Annotated in this window: 16 protein-coding genes; 13 read left to right on the forward strand and 3 right to left on the reverse strand. The window is 51.7% G+C overall.

What is annotated here, in order from left to right:
- Positions 1 to 32: 32 nt before the first annotated feature.
- Both WA411_RS11455 and pilB read right to left on the reverse strand, forming a co-directional pair.
- Positions 33 to 1,253 (reverse strand): type II secretion system F family protein, encoded by a 1,221-nt coding sequence (locus WA411_RS11455; protein ID WP_291905960.1) that lies wholly within the window; start codon positions 1,251 to 1,253, stop codon positions 33 to 35.
- Positions 1,254 to 1,255: 2 nt separating this feature from the next.
- Complete coding sequence (gene pilB, locus WA411_RS11460; protein ID WP_291905959.1) at positions 1,256 to 2,971, reverse strand: type IV-A pilus assembly ATPase PilB; 1,716 nt, start codon at positions 2,969 to 2,971, stop codon at positions 1,256 to 1,258.
- A gap of 597 nt (positions 2,972 to 3,568) precedes the next feature.
- On the opposite strand from pilB, the gene WA411_RS11465 reads away from it, so the two are divergent.
- Together WA411_RS11465 and WA411_RS11470 are read left to right on the forward strand one after the other, a co-directional pair.
- The gene (locus tag WA411_RS11465; protein WP_291905957.1) at positions 3,569 to 5,338 is read left to right on the forward strand and encodes a PglL family O-oligosaccharyltransferase; all 1,770 of its coding nucleotides are present in this window, start codon (positions 3,569 to 3,571) and stop codon (positions 5,336 to 5,338) included.
- A gap of 117 nt (positions 5,339 to 5,455) precedes the next feature.
- Complete coding sequence (locus tag WA411_RS11470) at positions 5,456 to 5,899, forward strand: pilin (RefSeq protein ID WP_291905956.1); 444 nt, start codon at positions 5,456 to 5,458, stop codon at positions 5,897 to 5,899.
- Positions 5,900 to 5,917: 18 nt separating this feature from the next.
- On the opposite strand, the gene WA411_RS11475 is transcribed toward WA411_RS11470, so the two are convergent.
- The gene (locus WA411_RS11475) at positions 5,918 to 7,279 is read right to left on the reverse strand and encodes an MBL fold metallo-hydrolase (protein ID WP_291905955.1); all 1,362 of its coding nucleotides are present in this window, start codon (positions 7,277 to 7,279) and stop codon (positions 5,918 to 5,920) included.
- Between the two features lie 90 nt (positions 7,280 to 7,369).
- On the opposite strand from WA411_RS11475, the gene cysQ reads away from it, so the two are divergent.
- From cysQ to pseG, 11 genes are all read left to right on the forward strand, one after another.
- Complete coding sequence (gene cysQ / locus WA411_RS11480; protein WP_291905953.1) at positions 7,370 to 8,146, forward strand: 3'(2'),5'-bisphosphate nucleotidase CysQ; 777 nt, start codon at positions 7,370 to 7,372, stop codon at positions 8,144 to 8,146.
- On the forward strand, positions 8,143 to 8,622 hold the full coding sequence (gene rfaH, locus WA411_RS11485; protein ID WP_291905951.1) for a transcription/translation regulatory transformer protein RfaH: 480 nt from the start codon (positions 8,143 to 8,145) through the stop codon (positions 8,620 to 8,622). Before cysQ ends, rfaH begins: the two co-directional genes overlap by 4 nt.
- A gap of 319 nt (positions 8,623 to 8,941) precedes the next feature.
- Positions 8,942 to 10,420 (forward strand): undecaprenyl-phosphate glucose phosphotransferase, encoded by a 1,479-nt coding sequence (locus WA411_RS11490; RefSeq protein ID WP_291905949.1) that lies wholly within the window; start codon positions 8,942 to 8,944, stop codon positions 10,418 to 10,420.
- A 56-nt stretch (positions 10,421 to 10,476) separates the two neighbouring features.
- A complete protein-coding gene (locus WA411_RS11495; RefSeq protein WP_418766808.1) occupies positions 10,477 to 11,928 on the forward strand; it encodes a capsule assembly Wzi family protein in 1,452 nt (483 codons plus the stop codon).
- Positions 11,929 to 11,957: 29 nt separating this feature from the next.
- Positions 11,958 to 14,465, forward strand: coding sequence for an SLBB domain-containing protein (locus WA411_RS11500; protein WP_291905946.1), 2,508 nt, complete (start codon positions 11,958 to 11,960; stop codon positions 14,463 to 14,465).
- Positions 14,465 to 15,445, forward strand: a complete 981-nt coding sequence (locus WA411_RS11505) for a Wzz/FepE/Etk N-terminal domain-containing protein (protein ID WP_291905943.1) — start codon at positions 14,465 to 14,467, stop codon at positions 15,443 to 15,445. The genes WA411_RS11500 and WA411_RS11505 overlap by 1 nt, the downstream gene beginning before the upstream one ends.
- Entirely contained in the window at positions 15,442 to 16,683 is a 1,242-nt protein-coding gene (locus WA411_RS11510) for a lipopolysaccharide biosynthesis protein (RefSeq protein ID WP_291905941.1), read from the forward strand. The genes WA411_RS11505 and WA411_RS11510 overlap by 4 nt, the downstream gene beginning before the upstream one ends.
- Positions 16,684 to 16,722: 39 nt before the next feature.
- Complete coding sequence (pseB, locus tag WA411_RS11515) at positions 16,723 to 17,721, forward strand: UDP-N-acetylglucosamine 4,6-dehydratase (inverting) (RefSeq protein WP_288365275.1); 999 nt, start codon at positions 16,723 to 16,725, stop codon at positions 17,719 to 17,721.
- 2 nt (positions 17,722 to 17,723) lie between these two features.
- Positions 17,724 to 18,887 carry a UDP-4-amino-4,6-dideoxy-N-acetyl-beta-L-altrosamine transaminase gene (pseC, locus tag WA411_RS11520; protein ID WP_291905936.1) on the forward strand — a complete coding sequence of 388 codons (1,164 nt, stop codon included), beginning with the start codon at positions 17,724 to 17,726 and terminating at the stop codon, positions 18,885 to 18,887.
- A gap of 2 nt (positions 18,888 to 18,889) precedes the next feature.
- Positions 18,890 to 19,591, forward strand: a complete 702-nt coding sequence (gene pseF / locus WA411_RS11525; RefSeq protein ID WP_291905934.1) for a pseudaminic acid cytidylyltransferase — start codon at positions 18,890 to 18,892, stop codon at positions 19,589 to 19,591.
- On the forward strand, positions 19,591 to 20,694 hold the full coding sequence (gene pseG, locus WA411_RS11530; RefSeq protein ID WP_291905931.1) for a UDP-2,4-diacetamido-2,4,6-trideoxy-beta-L-altropyranose hydrolase: 1,104 nt from the start codon (positions 19,591 to 19,593) through the stop codon (positions 20,692 to 20,694). Before pseF ends, pseG begins: the two co-directional genes overlap by 1 nt.
- Positions 20,695 to 20,705: the final 11 nt, after the last annotated feature.

Below are 20,705 nucleotides of genomic sequence, written 5' to 3' on the forward strand. Positions count from 1 at the left end.
CGCCTTTAGCAGTGGGCCGTTAAAGCAGGCTTTTAGCCAACAACCTGACCCATCTGGAAGATCGGGAGGTACATGGCAATGATCAAGCCACCAACCAGAACCCCAAGAACCGCCATAATCATTGGTTCCATCAGGGCTGTCAGGTTATCAACCATGTCATCGACTACCGCCTCGTAGTGCTCCGCCACTTTGGCCAGCATCTCATCGAGGTTACCGGATTCTTCGCCAATGGCCGTCAGCTGAACAGCCATTACAGGGAATACATCCTGCTGGCGCATAGAGGCCTGTAATTGGGTGCCGCTTGAAACGTCGTTCTTGATGCGGTCGATGGCGTCCCGGTATACAGCATTACCGGTCGCGCCTGCCACTGAGTCAAGCGCGTCGACTAGTGGAACACCTGCGGCAAAGGTAGTCGAAAGAACACGACCGAACTTTGCTACTGCGGATTTGTCGAGAATTTCACCGACTACGGGGAGTTTCAGTACATATTTGTCAACGAGGTCCGAAAATTTATGGGAACGGCGCTTGGCCTCTTTAAACAGAAAAATCGTGCCCACAATGCCAAGCAAAACCACAAACCACCAGCTTTGTAACCATTCTGACAGCTCCACCACCATTTGGGTAAATACCGGCAGCTCTGCGCCGAATCCTTGGAAAAGGCTTTCAAACTGCGGAACGACCTTCACCAGTAGAATCGATGTAACGATAATGGCAACGACTATAACTGCTATCGGATAAGTCATTGCTTTTTTGACTTTCTTCTTTAGGTTTTCAGTCTTTTCCAGGTAAGTCGCAATTCGATCTAACATCGCTTCAAGCGCCCCGGCTTTCTCCCCGGAATCCACGAGATTGCAGTAAAGATCATCAAAATATTTTGGATGTTTACGAAGTGAACCTGCGAAGCTGGTACCAGATGAAATATCATTACGGATACTCATAACGAGTTCTTGAAGCCCTTTGTTTTCAAGGCCGTCCGCAACAATGTCAAAGCTTTGAACCAACGGTACGCCCGCCTTCATCATGGTAGCAAGCTGCCGGGTCAGCATGGCAATGTCGAAGGGGGTTATTTTTTTGCTGCTACCAAAAAGTGGTTTTGGCTTTTTCTTAACCTTATCGGGAATAATGCCTTGCTTACGAAGTTGCGCCTTAACGAGCGCAAGGTTCGAACCAGTTAGTTCCCCTTTGGACTTGTTTCCTTTACGGTCTTTCCCTTCCCAAACGTACGATTCCAGCTTCTGTGCTTTCTCTGCCATGCTTAATCCTTCGTCACGCGGTTGGCTTCCTCTAGACTTGTTACGCCTTCAATCACTTTCATAAGCGCTGATTGGCGCAAGTTACGGAAGCCCTCGGCCTGAGCCTGCTTTGCAATTTTAATGGAACTGGCTTCTTCCATAATCATGTTCGCCAGCTCGTCGGTAATTTTGACCACCTCGTAAATCCCGACGCGGCCTTTATATCCTCCATTGCATTTATCACAGCCCTTGGGGCGGTACAACGTGAAGCCTGTATCAATTTGTTCCTGTGTGAACCCCTCCTCTAACAGCACGTCTTTCGGGACTTCGAAGGGCTGTTTGCAAGCACTGCATAGTCTTCGGCCCAGGCGTTGGGCAATAATCAGGCTCACCGAGGTGGCGATGTTGAACGCGGGTACGCCCATATTCATCATCCGGGTGAGCGTCTCTGCTGCACTGTTTGTGTGGAGGGTTGAGAGAACCAGGTGCCCGGTCTGTGCAGCTTTGATAGCAATGTTAGCCGTTTCCAGATCCCGAATCTCACCGACCATGATTACATCGGGATCCTGGCGTAGGAAGGCTCGCAGGGCTTCGGCAAAACCTAGTCCCACACGGTTGTTCACGTTAACCTGATTGATGCCTTCCAGGTTGATTTCTGCCGGGTCCTCGGCAGTAGAGATGTTGATGTCCGGGGTGTTCAGAATATTCAGGCCCGTATACAGAGAAACTGTTTTGCCTGAGCCGGTTGGGCCTGTCACCAGAATCATGCCTTGTGGCTGTTTCAGGGCCTCCAGGTACATCTCTTTCTGATCTTCCTCATAACCGAGCACGTCAATGCCCAGTTTCGCCTGGCTGGGATCAAGAATCCGCAAAACGATTTTTTCACCCCAGAGGGTGGGCAGGGTGTTTACACGGAAATCGATGGCTTTTGTTTTGGACAGCTTCATCTTGATACGGCCGTCCTGCGGTACCCGCCTTTCAGAAATATCCAGCTGAGCCATGATCTTTACGCGGGCCGAGATCTTCGGTGCCAGCTTAATAGAGGGGCGGGAAACTTCTTTCAATATGCCGTCCGTGCGGTACCGAACTCGATAAACTTTTTCATAAGGTTCGAAGTGAATGTCAGATGCTCCCCCACGAATGGCATCCAAAAGCATCTTGTTCACATACTTAACTATGGGGGCGTCATCTACATCGCTTGCAACAACTGCGTTATCGTCTTCTTGCTCACCGCCTTCAGTTTCAACACCCTCAAGATCGGAGTCGTCCAAATCACCCATTGTGGTGTCCTGGGACTCAAGGTATTTGTCGATTGCGTCCCGAAGCTTGGCATCGTCTACCAACACGGCATCGGTACTGAGGCCGGTGTTGAATTTGATCTCGTCTAGAGCCTGGATGTTAGTTGGGTCCGAAACAGCGATGAAGAGCCTGTTCCCTCTTTTATATAGAGGTAGAGCGTTGTGCTTGCGGACCAGCTTCTCGTCTACCACTTTCTCGGGCATCATTTCCGGGAGAAACGCTGACAAATCAAGGACAGATACCCCGAATTCCATAGCGGCTGAAAAAGCAAGCTTCGAGCTATCGGCCAGGTTGTTTTGCGTGAGGTAGGTGATCAGCGGAATCCGATTTTGCGAAGCTTGCAGGAAAGCGTCCTTTGCGGTTGGCTCATCCAGCAACCCGTCATCCACGAAGCGCCTCGCAAGGCCAGTTAAGGTGATATTGCTTTTATTGGTAGACATAAATTAAGTAAGAAACGCAGCCTAAGTTACTGAAACCGGAGTTTTGTCAATTCCAGTGAGTTTAGATGGCTGGCCTCGGTTTGGAAAGGACTGATAGCAATCAGCCAAACCTGCGGGACATAGAGAGGAGCTATTCAAGGTCAAGTTTTGCTGAAAAAGAGTTAGCTTTGCTGCCCGACTGACCAAAAATGTCACCAACTGACGTGAATAAGCATGCAATCCCTTAAGCGGTTGTGACCTAGCGTTTCGTTAAAAATATTGGAAGTCGTTGTAATTTAGGAAAAAAAAGATCCTTTTTGGGGATTGTGCAAGACTTGGCACAGTCAATGCTTTCTTGGATTTAGGCTCAAAATACCGGTCGCGGGGCACGACTCCACCGGGCCCGGGCCAGAAAGGGTTAGAAACCGACAAATATAGAGGTCGATGATGGCACTTGGACTTGCTACGTAGACGGCTCTGGTGCAAGCGACTGGAAGTCCAACTACGTTCCGGCTGGCTGTCAGGAAGGCGCTGCTCCGTAACAAGCGTTTGCAGCTAGCTTGACTTTAGAGCGCCCACCTTATCAGGTGGGCGTTTTATTTTATTTGAGAGAAAACCATGAGAGCTTTTCCAATACTGCTTGCTATTGTTTTTGGCCTGCCGTTGAATTTGTATCCCTTGAGTGATTTCCCGAAAGACTTCCTTGGAATTGCCTTATTTTCCGTTTTCTCTCTGGCCGTGATTTGGAAATACTCTCCCAGGATTTACAGCTCTACGGGCATCTATGCGATCTTGGTACTTTGCCTTAGTTTTCTGCTCACAGCTTTTCTGGGTGGTGGGTCACTCTCAGGGCAGTATTTTCAAACCTACCTCATTTTCTTCTTTGCGACCTTACTCATAGCAGTTGCGGTGCCAACCCTCATCGAAAATGTTGGTAGGGAGGCCGTCTCTTCAATTCTCATAAGGGGGATTTTTTATAGCGGCGTTATCGTCTCCTGTGTAGCTCTGCTTCGTTACTATGGGGTTTTGAAGCTCGCTCTCCCATGGGTGGCTTTGGATGGAGACAGGTTAGCCGGACCTTGGGGGCAGGCCAATCTTACAGCCTTGATTCTTGCTCTATCGGTTTTGAGCGCCATCTACTATTTGCAGAATACCAGTGGCCTGAGAAAAGCAGTGGTGTATTTCCTTGTTACTCTGTTTTTGTTCTGTGCCGTCCTCACGGGTAGCAGGTCCTGGTATTTATTCCTGATTGTCGGAATTTTGGTGCCGGGTTTCTATTACATCAAAGCCGGATTCACAAATTTATCCATCAGGCCCCAAATTTCTTCTTATTTGAAGAAATACGCTCTCGTCATATTGCTTTTTGCTTTGGTAAAAGCAGTTGCACCTACTGTTGATGACTCAATTGGTCAAAAAATGAGGGAGCTTGGTTTGCTTGAGCGTGCATCAGCAGGTGCGATGCTTAACGCCAGAGCCAACCTTGCCAGCCCCGAGAGGTTCTCCGAATGGCAGAAGTCTCTTCAAAACCTGGAATATATGGATAGCCTCGCTTTTGGGCACGGATTGGGGCGTTATGGCAACTTCAGTTTCAGTGTTGAAGCGGAGAAGAATCCTGTAGCGAGTAGTAACAACTTGTGGTCGCATCCCCATAACCTTCTCATTCTGGCTTTGATTGAATGGGGTTTGGTAGGCCTCTTGGCTTTAATTTTTGTGCTGGTATATATCGCTTATCATTTCGTGAAGTCAGAATACTCCCTCACCAATACGTTGATGTTTTCCATAGCGGGCATTGTCTTGGCCCAGAATATGGTTGAATTTTCATTTTGGTATTTTCCTTTCCTTGCGATCTTTGTGTTCTGTGTTTCGACCTTCCTTCCGAGAATTCACTTGGGTGTTAAAGATCGTTGGCTGCCTCGGCTAGTGTGTGGACTATTCTTTATAGTTTTTCTTCCCACTGGATTGCGCTCTGCTATCGATTATTATTCTTTAGTGAGTATATTTAACTCCAGCGAGATGAGCTCCAATGAAGCTCATTCGCTCGAATTGATAAAGTTGAGTCCGTTAATTGGGCATGCTGCATATAAGGTGGATATTGTTAAGAGTCGGCCGAGCTTCGCATCCGCTGAGCGCGAATTCTCGGAAATTTCCGGTCTGATGGATCTCAGGCCTGAGCCCGTTTTCGTGATGAGGCATGCTGTTTTATCAAGCGTTGTTTTAGATAAAGATTCATCTTGTGATCTATTGAGGGTTACTGCTCGGGAGTTCCCGTTCACTCTTGATACGGCACTGGATGATTTGGGCTATCTTGCCGAAGCAGGAGCTGATGTGGATGTGCACTTTTTCAGTTTTTGTCTGCTGCAGGGAATGGCTGAAAGGGAGAGTGACTAAACAGATTAATTTTTTCAGGTGGAACTGGTCTAAAGTTATGTCGTGGATTGAAGGCTGGCCCAATTCTTGCTGCGCCCTAGTTACTGTCTTAAAGAGAAGTTGAGAGTGATATAGCCGATGGCCACAAAAAATCGCGGTTTTACCTTAATAGAGTTAATGATTGTTGTCGCGATCATCGGGGTTTTGGCGTCAGTCGCATTGCCTCTGTACCAGGATTATGTTCTCAAAACCCAGATCAACCGTGCCGTTTCGGAGCTTGCAGCTTACAAAGCTGCGTTTGAGGCTCAGGTCTCAAACGGATCTGGTGTTACAAACGAGGATTTGGGTTATGTTGTGTCGAATCTTACTTCGGGGTCTGGAGCTGTAAACATTGGAACCCTGAACGGTGACGGTTCTGGGCACATTCAAGTGACAATGGGTGGCAATGCTCATCCCCGTTTGTCAGGAGTTGTTCTCCGGTTCGAGCGTGACACCTCTGGTAGATGGCAGTGTTTCATAGATTCGAGCTCTGCTTCAGGGGTGAACCGGGTTTTTGGTCTGTCAGATTGCACTGTGATCTGAATTTTTTTGACTCGGGTTTTATACTTGGACCTCGTCAAACAATTCGGGCACCTCAACGTCCCAACCAAATTTGTCACGAATTCTTACACGCATTATGTCACTCGCAACCATCTCCCCGTGAGTGACATACACTTTTTCGGGCTTGAGCGAACCTTGCTCCAGCCAGTCTAGAATCTCGTTGTAATCCCCGTGCGCGGAGAGCGAATCCAGGTTGTGAATCTCAGCCTTCACGGGCCAATACTCCCCATGAATCTTCACAGACTCCGCGCCATTCACCAACGCATCTCCGCGGGTACCTGGAGCTTGGAATCCCGCGAACACAACACTGTTCCGGGGATTGGGTAGCAAGGTCTTCAAATGGTGGAGGACGCGACCACCACTGGCCATCCCGCTCGCAGAGATAATCACGCATGGGTAACGCACAGCGTCCAGTTCAATGGACTCTTCAACTTTACGCACGAACTCGGTTTTCTCATCAATCAATTCACATTGAGCGGCATTCAGCTTGTGTTCCTTGTGGTGCTTGCAGAAGATCTCAGTAGCCTTGATGGCCATTGGGCTGTTCAGGAAAACCGGCAGTTTGGGTATCTTCCCGTCCCCCATAATCTTGTGAATCACATACAGCAGCATTTGCGCACGGCCCACTGCAAAGGCCGGTAAAAGCACGATACCGCCGCGCCCCGCCGTGCGGGTAATGATTTCAGCCAGTTCCGCCTCCGGATCTGTCTCGCCGTGGGCCCGATTCCCGTAGGTTGACTCACAGATCAGCACATCGGCCTTCTGGAGTGGCTCCGGGGGGCGCATTATGATGTCGTTCTGACGCCCAACGTCACCGCTGAATACAACTGTTCTGTCCGCGCCCTTGTGATGAACATGAACACAGGACGAACCCAGAATATGACCCGCCGGGGTAAAGGTTACCTGGAATCCTTTTACCGGCTCGAACGTCTCGTGGTAGTGCAGGGACTCAAAGTGTTTGAGGGCTTCCCAGGCGTCTTTTTCGGTGAACAGCGGTTCCGGTTTCTCGTGCTTGGAGAACTTCTTGCGAAACGCGTATTTCGCATCCTCCTCCTGTAAAAAACCGGCATCTGGCAACAGAACCTTGCACAGTTCGTGAGTGGCTTTGGTGCAATAAACCTTGCCTTTGAAGCCGCTTTTCACCAGAGCTGGCAGGTAGCCGGAGTGGTCAATGTGGGCATGGGTGAGCACCACCGCATCAATAGTGGAGGGATCCACAGGAAACTTCGCCCAGTTGCGCCGACGCAAGGTTTTGACGCCCTGGTACATGCCACAATCCACCAATACCCGATGTTTCTCATCTGATAGAAGGTAGCGGGAGCCAGTGACTGTGCCTGTGCCGCCGAGGAAGCGAAGTTTCATAGAGCCATCCTTCTCGTTCTTTATTGAGGGAGTGTTACTATTGCCTATGATAGTTCATAACGTTTTGATCTGAAGCAGGAAGCGAATCACATGCATTACAGCTCCATCCTCCCGGACGTGATAAAAGTGGCCGATGAGGCCAGTAAGAAAGTGCTTCATATCTACCAGTCTGACTTCAAGGTGAGCTACAAGGCCGACGATTCGCCTGTAACCGCCGCCGATACCGCAGCTCACGACATCATTTCCCATGGCCTGCGCAGTATCAGCCATGATATCCCCATCCTTTCCGAGGAGGGCAAGGACATTCCCTGGGAAGAGCGCAAGCAATGGCGCCGATTCTGGCTGGTGGATCCCATTGACGGTACCAAGGACTTCACTCAGCGCACGGGGGAGTTCACCGTCAACATCGCCATGATTGAGGATGGTGAGCCGGTTATGGGTGTGGTTATCGCCCCAGCCCTGAAAGAAGCCTTCTGGGGCGTGGTCGGTGAAGGTGCCCACATGCGTGATCGCACCGGTAAAGTCCACCGGATTCGCGTGGCGGAGCCGAAAGACGTAAAGCGCGTGGTAGCCAGCAAGAATCACCTGAATCCGGAAACCAGGGCGTTTATCGACAAGCTGGGTGAGCACGAACTGGTGAAGGCCGGCAGTTCGCTCAAGTTTTGCCGGATCGCAGAGGGGCATGCCGACATCTACCCGCGCATGGGGCCAACATGCGAGTGGGATACAGGCGCAGCGCAGGCGGTTCTGGTGGCGGCTGGTGGGAAAGTTCAAACTGTAGATGGCAAGCCGCTGAAATACGGTAAACAAGATGTGTTAAATCCGTATTTCGTTGCATCGGGAAACTGGTACAGTCCCCGGCCATGACCTGGTACGCACTTCAACACAAGCCCGCTCAGGGCGACCGAGCTCTTCAGCACCTTCAGAACCAAGACATCGCCTGCTTTTACCCAAAAATCAGTGTGGAGAGGATCAAGGGCGGAAAACGCTCGAAGAAACTGGAGCCCTTGTTCCCTGGCTATCTTTTCGTAAACCTTGAGCAGACGGATCCAATGTGGTCGAAGCTCCGCTCTACCCGCGGTGTGCTGAGAATTGTCGGCTTCGCCAACAAACCCGCTCCCATAAGCGATTCTGTGATCCGGCATATCAAAGAGAGCCTCGATTCAGTGGCAGGGCAGGGCGGTATAAAGGCAGGCCAGGCAGTGCAACTGAATGAAGGGCCTTTTGAAGGTATCAATGCCATCTTCCAGTCCTATCATGGCGAGGCGCGGGCAATCGTGCTGATTAACTTTATGCAAAAACAGCAAACGGTGAGGGTTCCAGTCTCCGCTCTAAAGAGGTGAGGGATCTAAAAAGATCGCCTTTCTTCCCGTTGCGGATACCAACAATTGCATCTTCAACTCTTTAACAATTCTTTACGACCGCAACCCCCTGAAATCAATGTGTCAGACTTTTTGTCACTTGCTTGTCACAGGCGATGACGTAGAATCGTCACGCTTCTGAAACAGAACATTCATCTACCGACAAGGATACAGTTGGGAGTCAGTTGTCCCCTTCCTTTTGGCTGTTTCCTGTCGCTTTTCAGATCATTTTATTCTTTGACCTTAAAACACTGAGCCCTGGTCGGTGGGGCGGTAGCGTGCTTGAGAGATCCCAGCTTAAATGAATGACATGTCCAGACCGCAGATTCCCGGAGTTTCCCTGAATAGGGTTTCGCTGCAAAAAAGAACACATGAGTTTCCCCTGGCGCCACAGGCGAGTGGCCGTGTTCAGTTTGCCTTTTGGGTACAATGGGCCGTGGCCACCCTCATTCAATGCAGTCTGCTCATCTGGCTTGCGGCTGGAAAAACGGGGAGCGATGTCGCTTCACACTATCGAATGTTGGCGGTAGTTTCTTCGTTACTCGCAATTCCTCTTTTCGCTGTCTTCCGCGCTTACAGCATCCGCAGTGGCTATCTGGTGGGTATCGCCAGGATTCTTGCGGCCTGGTCGACGCTGGTGGCAGTGCTCGCATTCATCGCGTTCGTGACGAAAACCAGTGAGAGTTACTCGAGAGAAGTAGTTTTGCAGTGGGTTGCCGCTGGTTTCGGCCTTCAGGCATTGGCGTTCGTACCCGTGCATAAGGTCTTTCGCAGAATGGATAAGCGCCATCGCTTTGCGAATGCTTCTGTGATTATCGGTTGTGGTGACATCGCCCTTACTTTGGCAACCAAGCTGCGCCACGAACGGAAGGAAAGTATGCTAGGCATGGTTTGCCTGGATGATGATGAGGAACCCTACAACGTTAACGCCGAAACACCCTATTATCCGACTTTGGGAACGGTTAGCCAGTTACGGTCCATTCTCAGGGACAATCGCGTCAGCCGAGTTTACATCGCGTTGCCCGCCAAGGAAACGGATCAGATTGAAGGCCTTTATGTTGATCTTCTGGATGCAAGCGTTGACGTGGTCTGGGTGCCCGATTTTGCCAACCTCAAACTGTTGAACCACAGTATCTACAATTTGGGTGGAATGCCCGCCATCAACTTGAACGAAAGCCCGCTCACCTCATATCCGGGCAGTGCCTTCCTGAAATCGATCATGGACAGAACCTTTGCGCTAGTGGGTATTCTACTGCTCAGTCCACTATTGTTGGGTGTCGCCATTGCGGTAAAACTCAGCTCACCAGGCCCTGTATTGTTCCGCCAAAAGCGCCATGGCTGGAACGGCAACATTATCGAAGTGCTGAAGTTCCGCTCAATGCGTATGCATGATGATCAAAGAGTAAAGCAGGCTACCAAGGACGATCCCCGGGTAACGCCGGTTGGAAGATTGCTGCGCCGCTCCTCAATAGATGAGCTGCCACAGCTTTTCAATGTGCTAAAAGGGGATATGTCCCTCGTCGGCCCCCGGCCGCATGCTATTGCCCATAATGACTACTATTCCGATAAAATTATTGCCTACATGGCACGGCACCGCATCAAGCCGGGAATAACCGGGTTGGCACAGATAAGCGGGTACCGTGGAGAAACAGAAACCATCGACAAGATGCAGAAGCGGGTAGAGCTGGACCTTGATTACATCAACCACTGGAGCGTGTGGCTGGATATCAAGATTCTTATAAAAACGCCGCTGACACTTATCTCGAAAGACATCTACTAACCAGACCTTTTCGGCTTGAATCAATGCGACGTGTAATAACAATACTGTCTGCGGGGGTGTTTTTGGCAGCCCCGTTGCACGCTCTTGCCGCTCCGTGGCTTGGTGCCGGCGATGCTCGTGCACGCCACTCCATACAAAAGCTGTCAGACCGTGGTCACCTCGGTGCTTCCACAACCACCTGGCCAATTAACTGGGCAGATGTTGAGCGGGGCCTGGGCGAAAGCAGTGACAGTTCGGTGGCTACCCAACGCGCCTACCTGGCGTTTGAAAGAGACCAGCAGGCCGAAAGTGGTTTTCGTGGAGAGCTTACGCTCGAGGGCTCCAATGAGCCGGCCTTCCTCCGTGGTTTCTACGATCTGCCCCGAGAGGAAGGCCAGTTTACCGCAACGCTTCAATGGCAGGGCGAAGCCTGGGCAGCAGGGATTTCACCATCGGCAGCCGCAGATCCTGGCGATGGCAAGGAGTTCAGGCTTGATGGCTCTTACGTTGCCGCAACGGCAGGTAATTGGGTGCTCGGGGTCGGTGCTATCGACCGTTGGTGGGGCCCGGGCTGGCAATCCACCATGATTCTTTCTAACAACGCCAGGCCTATTCCAGCCGTATGGATTGATAGAAAGGCAAGTCTGGCCCCTGAATCTGATTTGCTTTCATGGATTGGCCCTTGGAAGCTGAACCTGTTTCTGGGGCAGCTTGAAGAAGAGCGCGCTATTCCCGATGCCAAAATAATAGGTATGAGGGTAACGTTTATACCCGCTGAGGGGCTCGAAATCGGGCTTTCCCGAATCATTATGTTTGGCGGGGAAGGAAGGCCAGAGGGGCTGTCTACGGTATGGGATGCCTTGATTGGCAAAGACAATATCGAAGTAGACGAGGGCGAGACTCGAGCAGATGATGCCAGTAACCAGATAGCGACTATTGATGCCCGGTACGGTTTTCCACTGGGTGGACAAACCATGGGCCTATACGCCCAGATGATGGGTGAAGACGAGGCCGGCTATCTGCCCTCGCGGAAATCCTGGCTCTTTGGCGTAGATTGGACAACCCAAGTTCTCAGTTCCGATCAGCAATGGTTCGTCGAATTCACTAATACTTTGGCCGAGGACCTGATCGGCGACCCAAGGCCAAATTACGCATACGACCACTTTAATTACACCACCGGCTATCAGTACTACGGCAGGGCGGTTGGCTCTACCCTCGATGCAGATGCGGAAGCGCTATCGTTGGGTCTTCTACATTTCCTGCCGGACGGCAGCAACCTGACAGCAACCTTCACTTACGCCAACCTCAATAAAGACGGAGGTAACCGCGTTAGCCAGCCCGACGACGCGGTGTTTTACAACGTACCGGATGGCGCTCAGAAAGTTGCGATAGCCAATCTCGGATACGGCAACGAAGTGCTCGGTGGTTGGCTGGATTTGAACCTTCAATTGACCGACAAAGAACTTCAACTTCTGGGCGGGGAAAAGGACCGTTGGTCCCTCTCAGCTTCCTGGAAGTACCGCTTTTAATTCAAATTCTATAGGCTTGGATTTAACCAGTGACGGCTAAAAAACTTCTTATTGCGATACTCCTTGTGCTGCCTCTTGGCAGCTACGCACAGTCGATTACGCCCGCTCAGATTGAACAGTTTAAAAGCCTGCCAAAAGCCCAGCAGGATGCACTCGCCAGGCAATACGGTGTAGATCTTGACGCCCTGACCGGGGGAAATCAGGCTGCCAGACGTCCGCAGCCTGTTCAAGTAGTGGAGCCGGTCAGCCAGATTACCGATCAGGAAAGGAACAAAGCGGCCGAAGATCGTGAAGAAGATGAAAAGGCGGCTAAAAAGAACAATGGTTTAAAGCCCTTTGGATATGACCTGTTCGCCGGTGACCCGAGTACCTTTGCCCCGGTCACTGAAATCCCCGTGCCAACGGATTACACACTTGGGCCGGGTGATGTGCTGCGTGTTCAGCTATGGGGCAAGGAAAACCAGAATCTGGAATTGCCTGTCAGCCGTGATGGCACCATCAGTTTCCCGGATTCTGGCCCACTGAGCGTTGCGGGCCTCGCCTTTGATGAGGCCCGGGAACAAATCAGAACGCGTGTCTCTGAACAGTATATTGGAGTAAAGGCGAGCATTTCTCTGGGTGAACTGCGCAGTATGCGAGTGTTTGTACTGGGCGAGGCGCGCAATCCTGGCTCCTACACAGTCAGCTCGCTTTCCACTATCACAAACGCCCTATATGTTTCAGGTGGAATAAATAGAACAGGGTCATTGCGAAATGTTCAACACAAGCGGGACGGTAAACTACTGGGCACGCTTGATTTGTACGATTTGCTCCTGCAAGGGGACAGCAGCGGCGATAACCGTTTGCAGCCAGGAGACGTAATATTCATTCCGCCGGTTGGCAAACGCGTGGGGATTGAGGGTGAAGTCTACCGGCCCGCGCTCTATGAGCTGGACGGTGAAGGCACGCTTTCGCAATTGGTAAAGATGGCTGGCGGACTTACTCCGCAGGCGTATCCACAACGCATCAACATCGAGCGTACCAACAAGGATTTCCTGCGTATCATCGCGGAGGCGGACTACACCAGCCAAAGCGGTTTTAAGGCAGCAATTCAGGCCGGTGACCGAGTAACGATTCCTTCAATTGCTGACATTACCGGCCAGTATGTGGAAGTTCAGGGGGCCGCGGCCCGAACTGGCAAGTTCGCCTGGATTCCGGGTATGCGCGTCAGCTCATTAATCAAAAATCTGGACGCAGATTTGCGCCCCATCGCCGATAAACAGTATGCAGCCATTGTACGCACAGACTCGCAAGACGACACGATTTCGGTCTTGAACCTGAGGCTAAGAGAGGCCGTTCAGAATCCGGGAAGCGAACACGACATGCCATTGAAGGAAAAGGATCGGCTTTTGTTCTTCTCAGATGCAGGTAAAGATTCCCGTCTTACGACCAGTAGCGAAGAGGGCCCTGAAACTTACACCCGCGATAAGCTTTTTGAGACTGTTATACAGCGACTGAAAGCTCAGGCGAGCCCCGCGAACCCGCAGCAAACCATCTCCATCAGTGGCCCCGTTCGTCACCCCGGAGAATACCCGCTGCCCGCATCACAACGGCTGGAAGACGCAATTTTTGTGGCTGGCGGCCTTAAGGACTCCGCTTCCCTGTACCAGGCTGAAGTTGCCCGCTACATAGTAGACGAAAGTGGCGTGGGTCGGACCCGTATACTAAACGTGAATCTGGCCGATGCCATGGCGGGGCGAAGCAACATCGAACTACAAAGCCGGGATAGGGTATTGATCAAATCCATACCCGAGTTTGCAAAGACTCGCACCATCAGGCTTCAGGGTGAAGTGCGATATCCTGGGGAGTACACCTTCCGTGATGGCGAAACGCTCAGAGAGGTGCTTAAACGTGCCGGTGGTTTGACAGACAATGCTTTCCCTCGCGGTGCCGTGTTCACAAGAGAGAAGCTTCGTCGGTTGGAGGCTCAGCGTCTGCGTGAAGCTGAGGAACGCCTGCAAGGCGATCTGTTAGGCGTTCAGTTGGAGGGTGACAGTTTCGGCCGCCAGACTAATCAGCGCATTCAGCAAGTGGAGGATTTGCTCGAGGACGTCCAGAATAGCCGGCCGATAGGTCGCATGGTGATTAATCTTGCATCAGTGGTGAATGATGAAGCCTACCAAGCCATCCGGCTTCAGGATGGTGACACACTTACAATACCTACAATCCCACAGTCTGTTTCCGTATTCGGAGAAGTTCAGTTTCCCACAAGCCATCTCCATCAGGCAGGCCTTACTGTGGATGACTACCTTGAGCGCTCCGGTGGTCCCACCCGCCAAGCTGATGAAGAGCGGGTCTACGTAGTTAAGGCTGATGGCTCTGTGATGCTTCCGGAGAGCAGCCGCTGGTTTGGAGGCAGGAGCCAGCAACTGGAGCCTGGCGATACCATCATTGTGCCTATCGACGTAGATCGCCTGAACCAGCTTGAACTCTGGACCAATGTAAGCCAGATCGTCTATCAGATTGCGCTGGGCGCAGCAGCAGTAGGTAATCTCTGATGAATGAGACAGTCTCGCAACAGACCTATTACCCGGATGACGAAATTGATCTTCGTGAGTTGTTTACCACTTTGTGGAGAGATAAATGGATCATAGTCCTGACCACATTTGTCTTTGCCGCTGCTGGTGTTGGTTACGCACTCTACAAGCCCAATATTTACCAATCCAGCGTACTTGTTGCCCCGGCTCAGGAAGAGGGGAGTAGTCTAAGCGGGTTGGCCAGTCAGTTTGGAGGGCTGGCCAGTCTTGCCGGTATTAACCTTGGCGGTGGCGGCTCTAACCAGACCGTCATTGCCAAAGAGGTGCTTCAATCCCGGGCTTTCCTCACGAATTTTTTCCATCGCCATGATATCGAAATACCTTTGATGGCAGTGGAAGGCTGGAATAAGAAGAGTGAAGAGTGGGCGTACGACCGGGATAAGTACAACCCCGACACAGGCGAGTGGCTTCTCGACAGCGATGGCGAAACCTACAAACCTACAGACTGGGACATGGTGGAAGCATTCAGAGAGGACCATTTCAGCGTCAGTGAAGCCAAAGATACAGGCATGATTACGGTCAGCGTAAAACACTATTCCCCGGTTATGGCGAAGCAGTGGGCTGAAAAGCTGATTCAGGACATCAATGAACACATGCGCAAGCAGGACGTGGAAGAGGCCGAGGCGCGAATCGCGTATCTAGAGCAAAAACTGGACGAAACCAACATTGCGGGTATGCAACAGGTGTTCTACCAGTTGATCGAGAACGAGACTCGCACAGTCATGCTTGCCAATGCTCAGAAAGAGTATGTATTCAAAACGGTGGATCCGGCGGTTGTAGCCGAAGAAAAGGCAGAGCCCAAACGCGCGCTCATCTGCGTAATTGCAACGCTCCTGGGTGGTATGCTTGGTGTTTTCATTGTTTTTATAAGGGCATTCATCGGAAGCGGTCGGAACGCTAGCTCCGACACTGATGATCACCCTGTTCAAGCTACTGAATGAATCAGGTTCTGATACGTCTAACCAACCTTGGACTCCGGGGTACCACGTTAGTCAGTAAGTTCTTGCTGATTTTCATGCTGGCGAGGTTTCTGGAACCGGCAGATTTGGGATTGTACGGTCTAATCACCGTCACAATCAGCTATGCCCTCTACCTTGTGGGTTTTGATTTTTACATCTTCACAACACGGGAGATTCTGAAAGCGGCGCCTGAAAAGCGTGGTCAACTGCTAAAGAGCCAGCTTGCACTGAGCTTGATTCTTTACGCGATTTTTTTACCGCTTACGATGGGACTGTTTAGCCTAGGCTTGCTTCCCTGGTGGCTACTTCCCTGGTTTCTCGCGTTGCTTGTTCTCGAACACATAACGCAAGAGCTGAACCGGATTCTGGTTGCCCTTCAAAGGCAACTGATTGCGAGCTGGGTGCTTTTTTTCAGAGCTGGTGCCTGGTGCCTGGCGGTAGTAGCTATCATGTACCTGAACGAAGCCAGCCAACACCTGACAACCGTGCTGACTGGTTGGATTGCAGGTAGCAGCGTCGGATTACTTATTGGGGTTGCAGTTCTTTGGAAGATACCGATGGGAGGCTGGCTCAAGGCTGTTGATTGGGGCTGGCTCAAAAAAGGCTTGAAGATTGCCCTCCCGATGTTGATTGCCACACTTGCCTTGCGTGGCATTTACACTGTAGACCGCTACTGGTTTGAAGCTCTTGCAGGGCTTGATGTGCTGGGCGCATACGTACTTTTTATCGGAATGTGTATGGCCTTACTTGGCTTCATGGATGCGGGAGTTTTCACTTTCCTTTATCCGGCCATGATTTCAGCTCACGCAAATGATAATGCGGCAGACTTTCGAAAGAAGTTCCGACAACTAGCTTGGCAAACTGTGGTCCTGACTGGTCTTTTCTCTGCGTGTGCATGGCTGGCGGTCGGGCCCTTGCTGCAGTGGCTTGATAAACCGCTATACCTTGAAAAAATCAATTTGTTCGGTTGGCTATTGCTTGCTAACGGGCTCTTTGTCGTGGGTATGATCCCTCATTATGGGTTGTATGCCAGAGGCAACGACAAGCCACTGATCATATCGCACATCGCGGGCCTGCTGGTGTTTTTGGCCAGCACAGCATTTTTTGCGCCTGTTTTTGCAGAATTGGCAGTTCCCTTCGGCCTGATCTCAGCCTTCGTTTTCATAATGGCCTGGAAAACCCTGCAGTTCTACCGATTAACACCCGCTAACTGGCGGTGATACCATTCATCATTACAGTAAAACCCAGAGAAAGTGACTATGCTCGAAAACTCCACCATCCTCGTTACCGGCGGCACAGGCTCCTTCGGCCATAAATTCATTCCGATGACTTTGGAAAAGTACAACCCGAAGAAAATCATCGTTTTTTCTCGGGATGAAATGAAACAGTGGGAAATGGCCAAACTGTTTCAGGGTGATGATCGTCTGCGATTCTTTATCGGCGATGTACGTGATAGAGACCGTCTCTACCGTGCGCTGGATGGAGTGGATTACGTGGTTCACGCCGCGGCTACCAAAATTGTACCTACAGCGGAATACAACCCGTTCGAATGTGTGAAAACCAACATTCATGGTGCTATGAACCTGATCGATGCAGCTATCGATAAAGGCATTAAAGGGGTGGTTGCCCTGTCTACTGACAAGGCCAGCAGCCCCATCAATCTGTATGGGGCCACCAAATTGGCTTCCGATAAGCTGTTTGTGGCAGGCAACTCATACGCCGGTGGCCATCAAACGAAGTTCTCGGTGGTACGCTACGGCAACGTTATGGGTTCCCGCGGCTCAGTGATTCCGTTCTTTATGTCAATCAAGGATAAAGGCGTACTGCCCATCACCGATCCGCGGATGACTCGCTTCATGATCAGTCTGGAGCAGGGCGTCGAGCTGGTGTGGCACGCGTTTGAAGACATGGTTGGTGGTGAAATCTACGTTAAGAAGATCCCATCCATGAAAGTGACGGACCTGGCCCGTGTTGTTGCGCCAGAGGCTAAGCAAGAAGTGGTCGGCATTCGCCCGGGTGAAAAATTGCATGAGCAGATGATCGGCGCAGAGGATTCCTACTTCACGTACGAATACCCGGAACACTTCAAGATTCTTCCGAACATCAATAATTGGGGAACAAGTCAGGAGCGAATCAAGGATGGCAAGCTCGTTCCTGAGGGCTTTGTTTATTCCAGCGACAACAACACCGAATGGATGGCTGATGAAGAGCTGGAGTCTTGGATCGACCGCCATTACAACGAGATTGGCAAAATCTGATCATGATTCCTTACGGTAAGCAGGATATTAACCAGGCAGACATCGATGCGGTTCTGGGGGTCTTGAAGTCAGATTTTCTGACTCAAGGGCCCATGGTGCCAAAGTTTGAGGAAATCGTTGCCAATCACGTGGGTGCCAACCACGCCCTGGCCTTGAATAGTGCCACGTCTGCTTTGCATATTGCCTGCCTCGCCCTCGGGTTGGGGCCGGGAGACTGGTTGTGGACAACACCGGTAACCTTCGTGGCCTCGGCCAACTGTGGGTTGTACTGCGGTGCGCAGGTCGATTTCGTTGATATCGATCCGAAAACCTACAACCTGTGCCCGTTGGCTTTGAAAGCAAAGCTTGAGCAGGCGAAACATGAAAACCGGCTGCCCAAGGTGGTAGTAGCCGTTCATTTGTCCGGCCAGCCATGTGATATGGAAGCCATTGCCGCTCTGGCAAAGGAATATGGTTTTAAAGTTATTGAAGATGCTTCCCACGCGATTGGCGGGCAGTATCAGGGCGAATTTATCGGCAACAGCCGTTACAGCGATATAACCGTATTCAGTTTTCACCCGGTGAAAATTGTCACCACGGCCGAAGGCGGTATGGCTGTCACCAACGACGATGGCCTGGCAGAAAAAATGAACCTCTTGCGTAGCCACGGCATCACTCGAGATCCGGCATTGATGACGCACGAGCCGGATGGACCCTGGTATTACCAGCAGGTGGATCTGGGCTTCAACTACCGGATGACGGAACTTCAGGCAGCGCTCGGTGTAAGCCAGATGGAACGACTGGATGCTTTTGTGGCGCGCAGGCACGAGCTAGCGAAACGTTATGACCAGCTCCTTGCGGATTTGCCCATCGTCTTGCCCTGGCAGCACCGGGACAGCTATTCCGGCCTGCACCTTTACGTTATTCGCCTGAAGCTCGACAGCATTGCCAGAAGTCACAGGGAGGTATTTGAGTCGCTGCGCGAGCAAGGCATCGGCGTCAACCTGCACTATATTCCTGTGCATACACAGCCTTTCTACAAGGCTATGGGATTTCAGCCAGAGGATTTCCCACAGTCTATGGCCTATTACCGGGAGGCGATCAGCCTGCCGATGTTCCAGGGCCTGACGGAAGAGCAGCAGGACGAAGTGGTTGCGGTGCTCCGCAAGGTGCTGGCGGGGGAGTAATCATGAGCACAGTAGCCATAATCCCCGCCCGGGGCGGCAGCAAGCGTATTCCCCGAAAAAATATAAAAGAGTTTTGTGGCAAACCGATGATCGCGTGGACTATCGAGGCTGCCCGCGAAAGTGGTTGTTTTGACCGTATTGTCGTGTCTACGGATGACGCAGAAATCGCGGAGGTTGCCAGGCAATTTGGCGCCGAGATCCCCTTTATGCGCCCGTCCAGCCTATCGGATGATTACACTGGAACCATACCCGTTATCCGCCATGCTGTTGAATGGCTATCCGAGAACGGCAGCCTGGTATCCGAGGCATGCTGCCTTTATGCGACCGCTCCCTTTGTCTCCCCGGAGGATTTGAAAAGGGGCCAGCAAATGCTGCAGAGCGAAGCCTGTAGCTATGCCTTTTCGGTAACCAGTTACGCCTTCCCAATTCAGCGGGCCATTCGCATCACGAGCGAGGGGCGCGTGGCGATGTTTAGCCCCGAACACTTCCAGACTCGATCCCAGGATCTCGAGGAAGCATGGCACGATGCCGGTCAGTTCTATTGGGGCACTGCGAGAGCCTGGAAAGACGAAAGGCCCATCTTCTCCGAAGATGCCGTGCCAGTAACGTTGCCGAGGCACCGGGTCCAGGATATTGATACGCCTGAAGATTGGGCGCGTGCAGAGTGGCTATTCAGGGCTATGAAGGAGCAGGGCGCCGACTGATGCGCATCGCCTTCCGAGCAGACGCTTCCATTCAAATTGGCACCGGCCACGTGATGCGGTGTCTTACACTGGCAGAGGCACTGCGCAGTCAGGGGCATGAGTGCACCTTTATCTGCCGGGACCATCCGGGAAACCTTGGGGCACTGATCGCAGAGCGCGGGTTTCAGCTAAGTCTTCTGAGCCAGGCAGACCTGGCTGAGCGGAGCATAGAAAGCGAGAGCGATACTGCGCTGGCGCACGCAGACTGGCTCGGCGTGCCTTGGCAACAGGATGCTGAACAAACTCTTGAGGCCCTTAACGGCCCCATTATCGATTGGCTGGTAGTGGATCATTACGCTCTCGATGCGCGCTGGGAACGAAGGGTTTCCAAACGGGTAGGAGAGGTAATGGTAATCGATGACATTGCTGACAGGCCGCACGAATGTAAGCTGTTGTTAGACCAGAATCTCGGCAGAGAGGCCCAAGACTACGACGGGCTGTTGCCAGAAGCTTGTATCCGCCTTGTTGGCCCCGGCTACGCGCTTTTACGGCCTGAGTTTGCCGAGCTTCGGGAGCGTAGTCTCGAGCGTAGACGCACGCCAGAGCTAAAACGCATTCTGATTACGTTGGGCGGTGTCGATCAGGATAACGTGACAGGTCAGGTGTTGGACGTGTTATCGAAAAGCCAATTGTCACCGGAAACCGAACTGGATGTAGTGATGGGAGCATCAGCGCCCGCGCTGGGTGAAGTTCGCCAGCAAGCACAGGTGTTGCCTTTCCGGGTATCGGTGAGTGTGAGCGTAACGGACATGGCAGAACGCATGTGTCTTGCGGACTTTTGTATTGGCGCTACGGGCAGTACCACTTGGGAGCGATGTTGTCTGGGGGTACCAACAATGACGATGGTATTGGCTGAAAACCAGAAGCGCGCCGCAGAAGCTATCGCCCGGCACGGAGCTGCAGTGGTAATACAGAACAAAAGTGATCTGGAAGCTGCTCTCCAAAAAATGTTGACGAATGAGCAATTCGCCGAGAATTTATCGGCTATGAGCAATGCAGGTGCATCCCTGGTGGATGGGCTGGGGTGTTTGCGAGTAATCAATCATCTTAAAACCGAGCAATAAAGGCGTAAGAC

The organism is Marinobacter sp. CH_CUG1437-1 (genome assembly GCF_037029655.1).
GTDB classification, from domain to species: domain Bacteria; phylum Pseudomonadota; class Gammaproteobacteria; order Pseudomonadales; family Oleiphilaceae; genus Marinobacter; species Marinobacter salsuginis.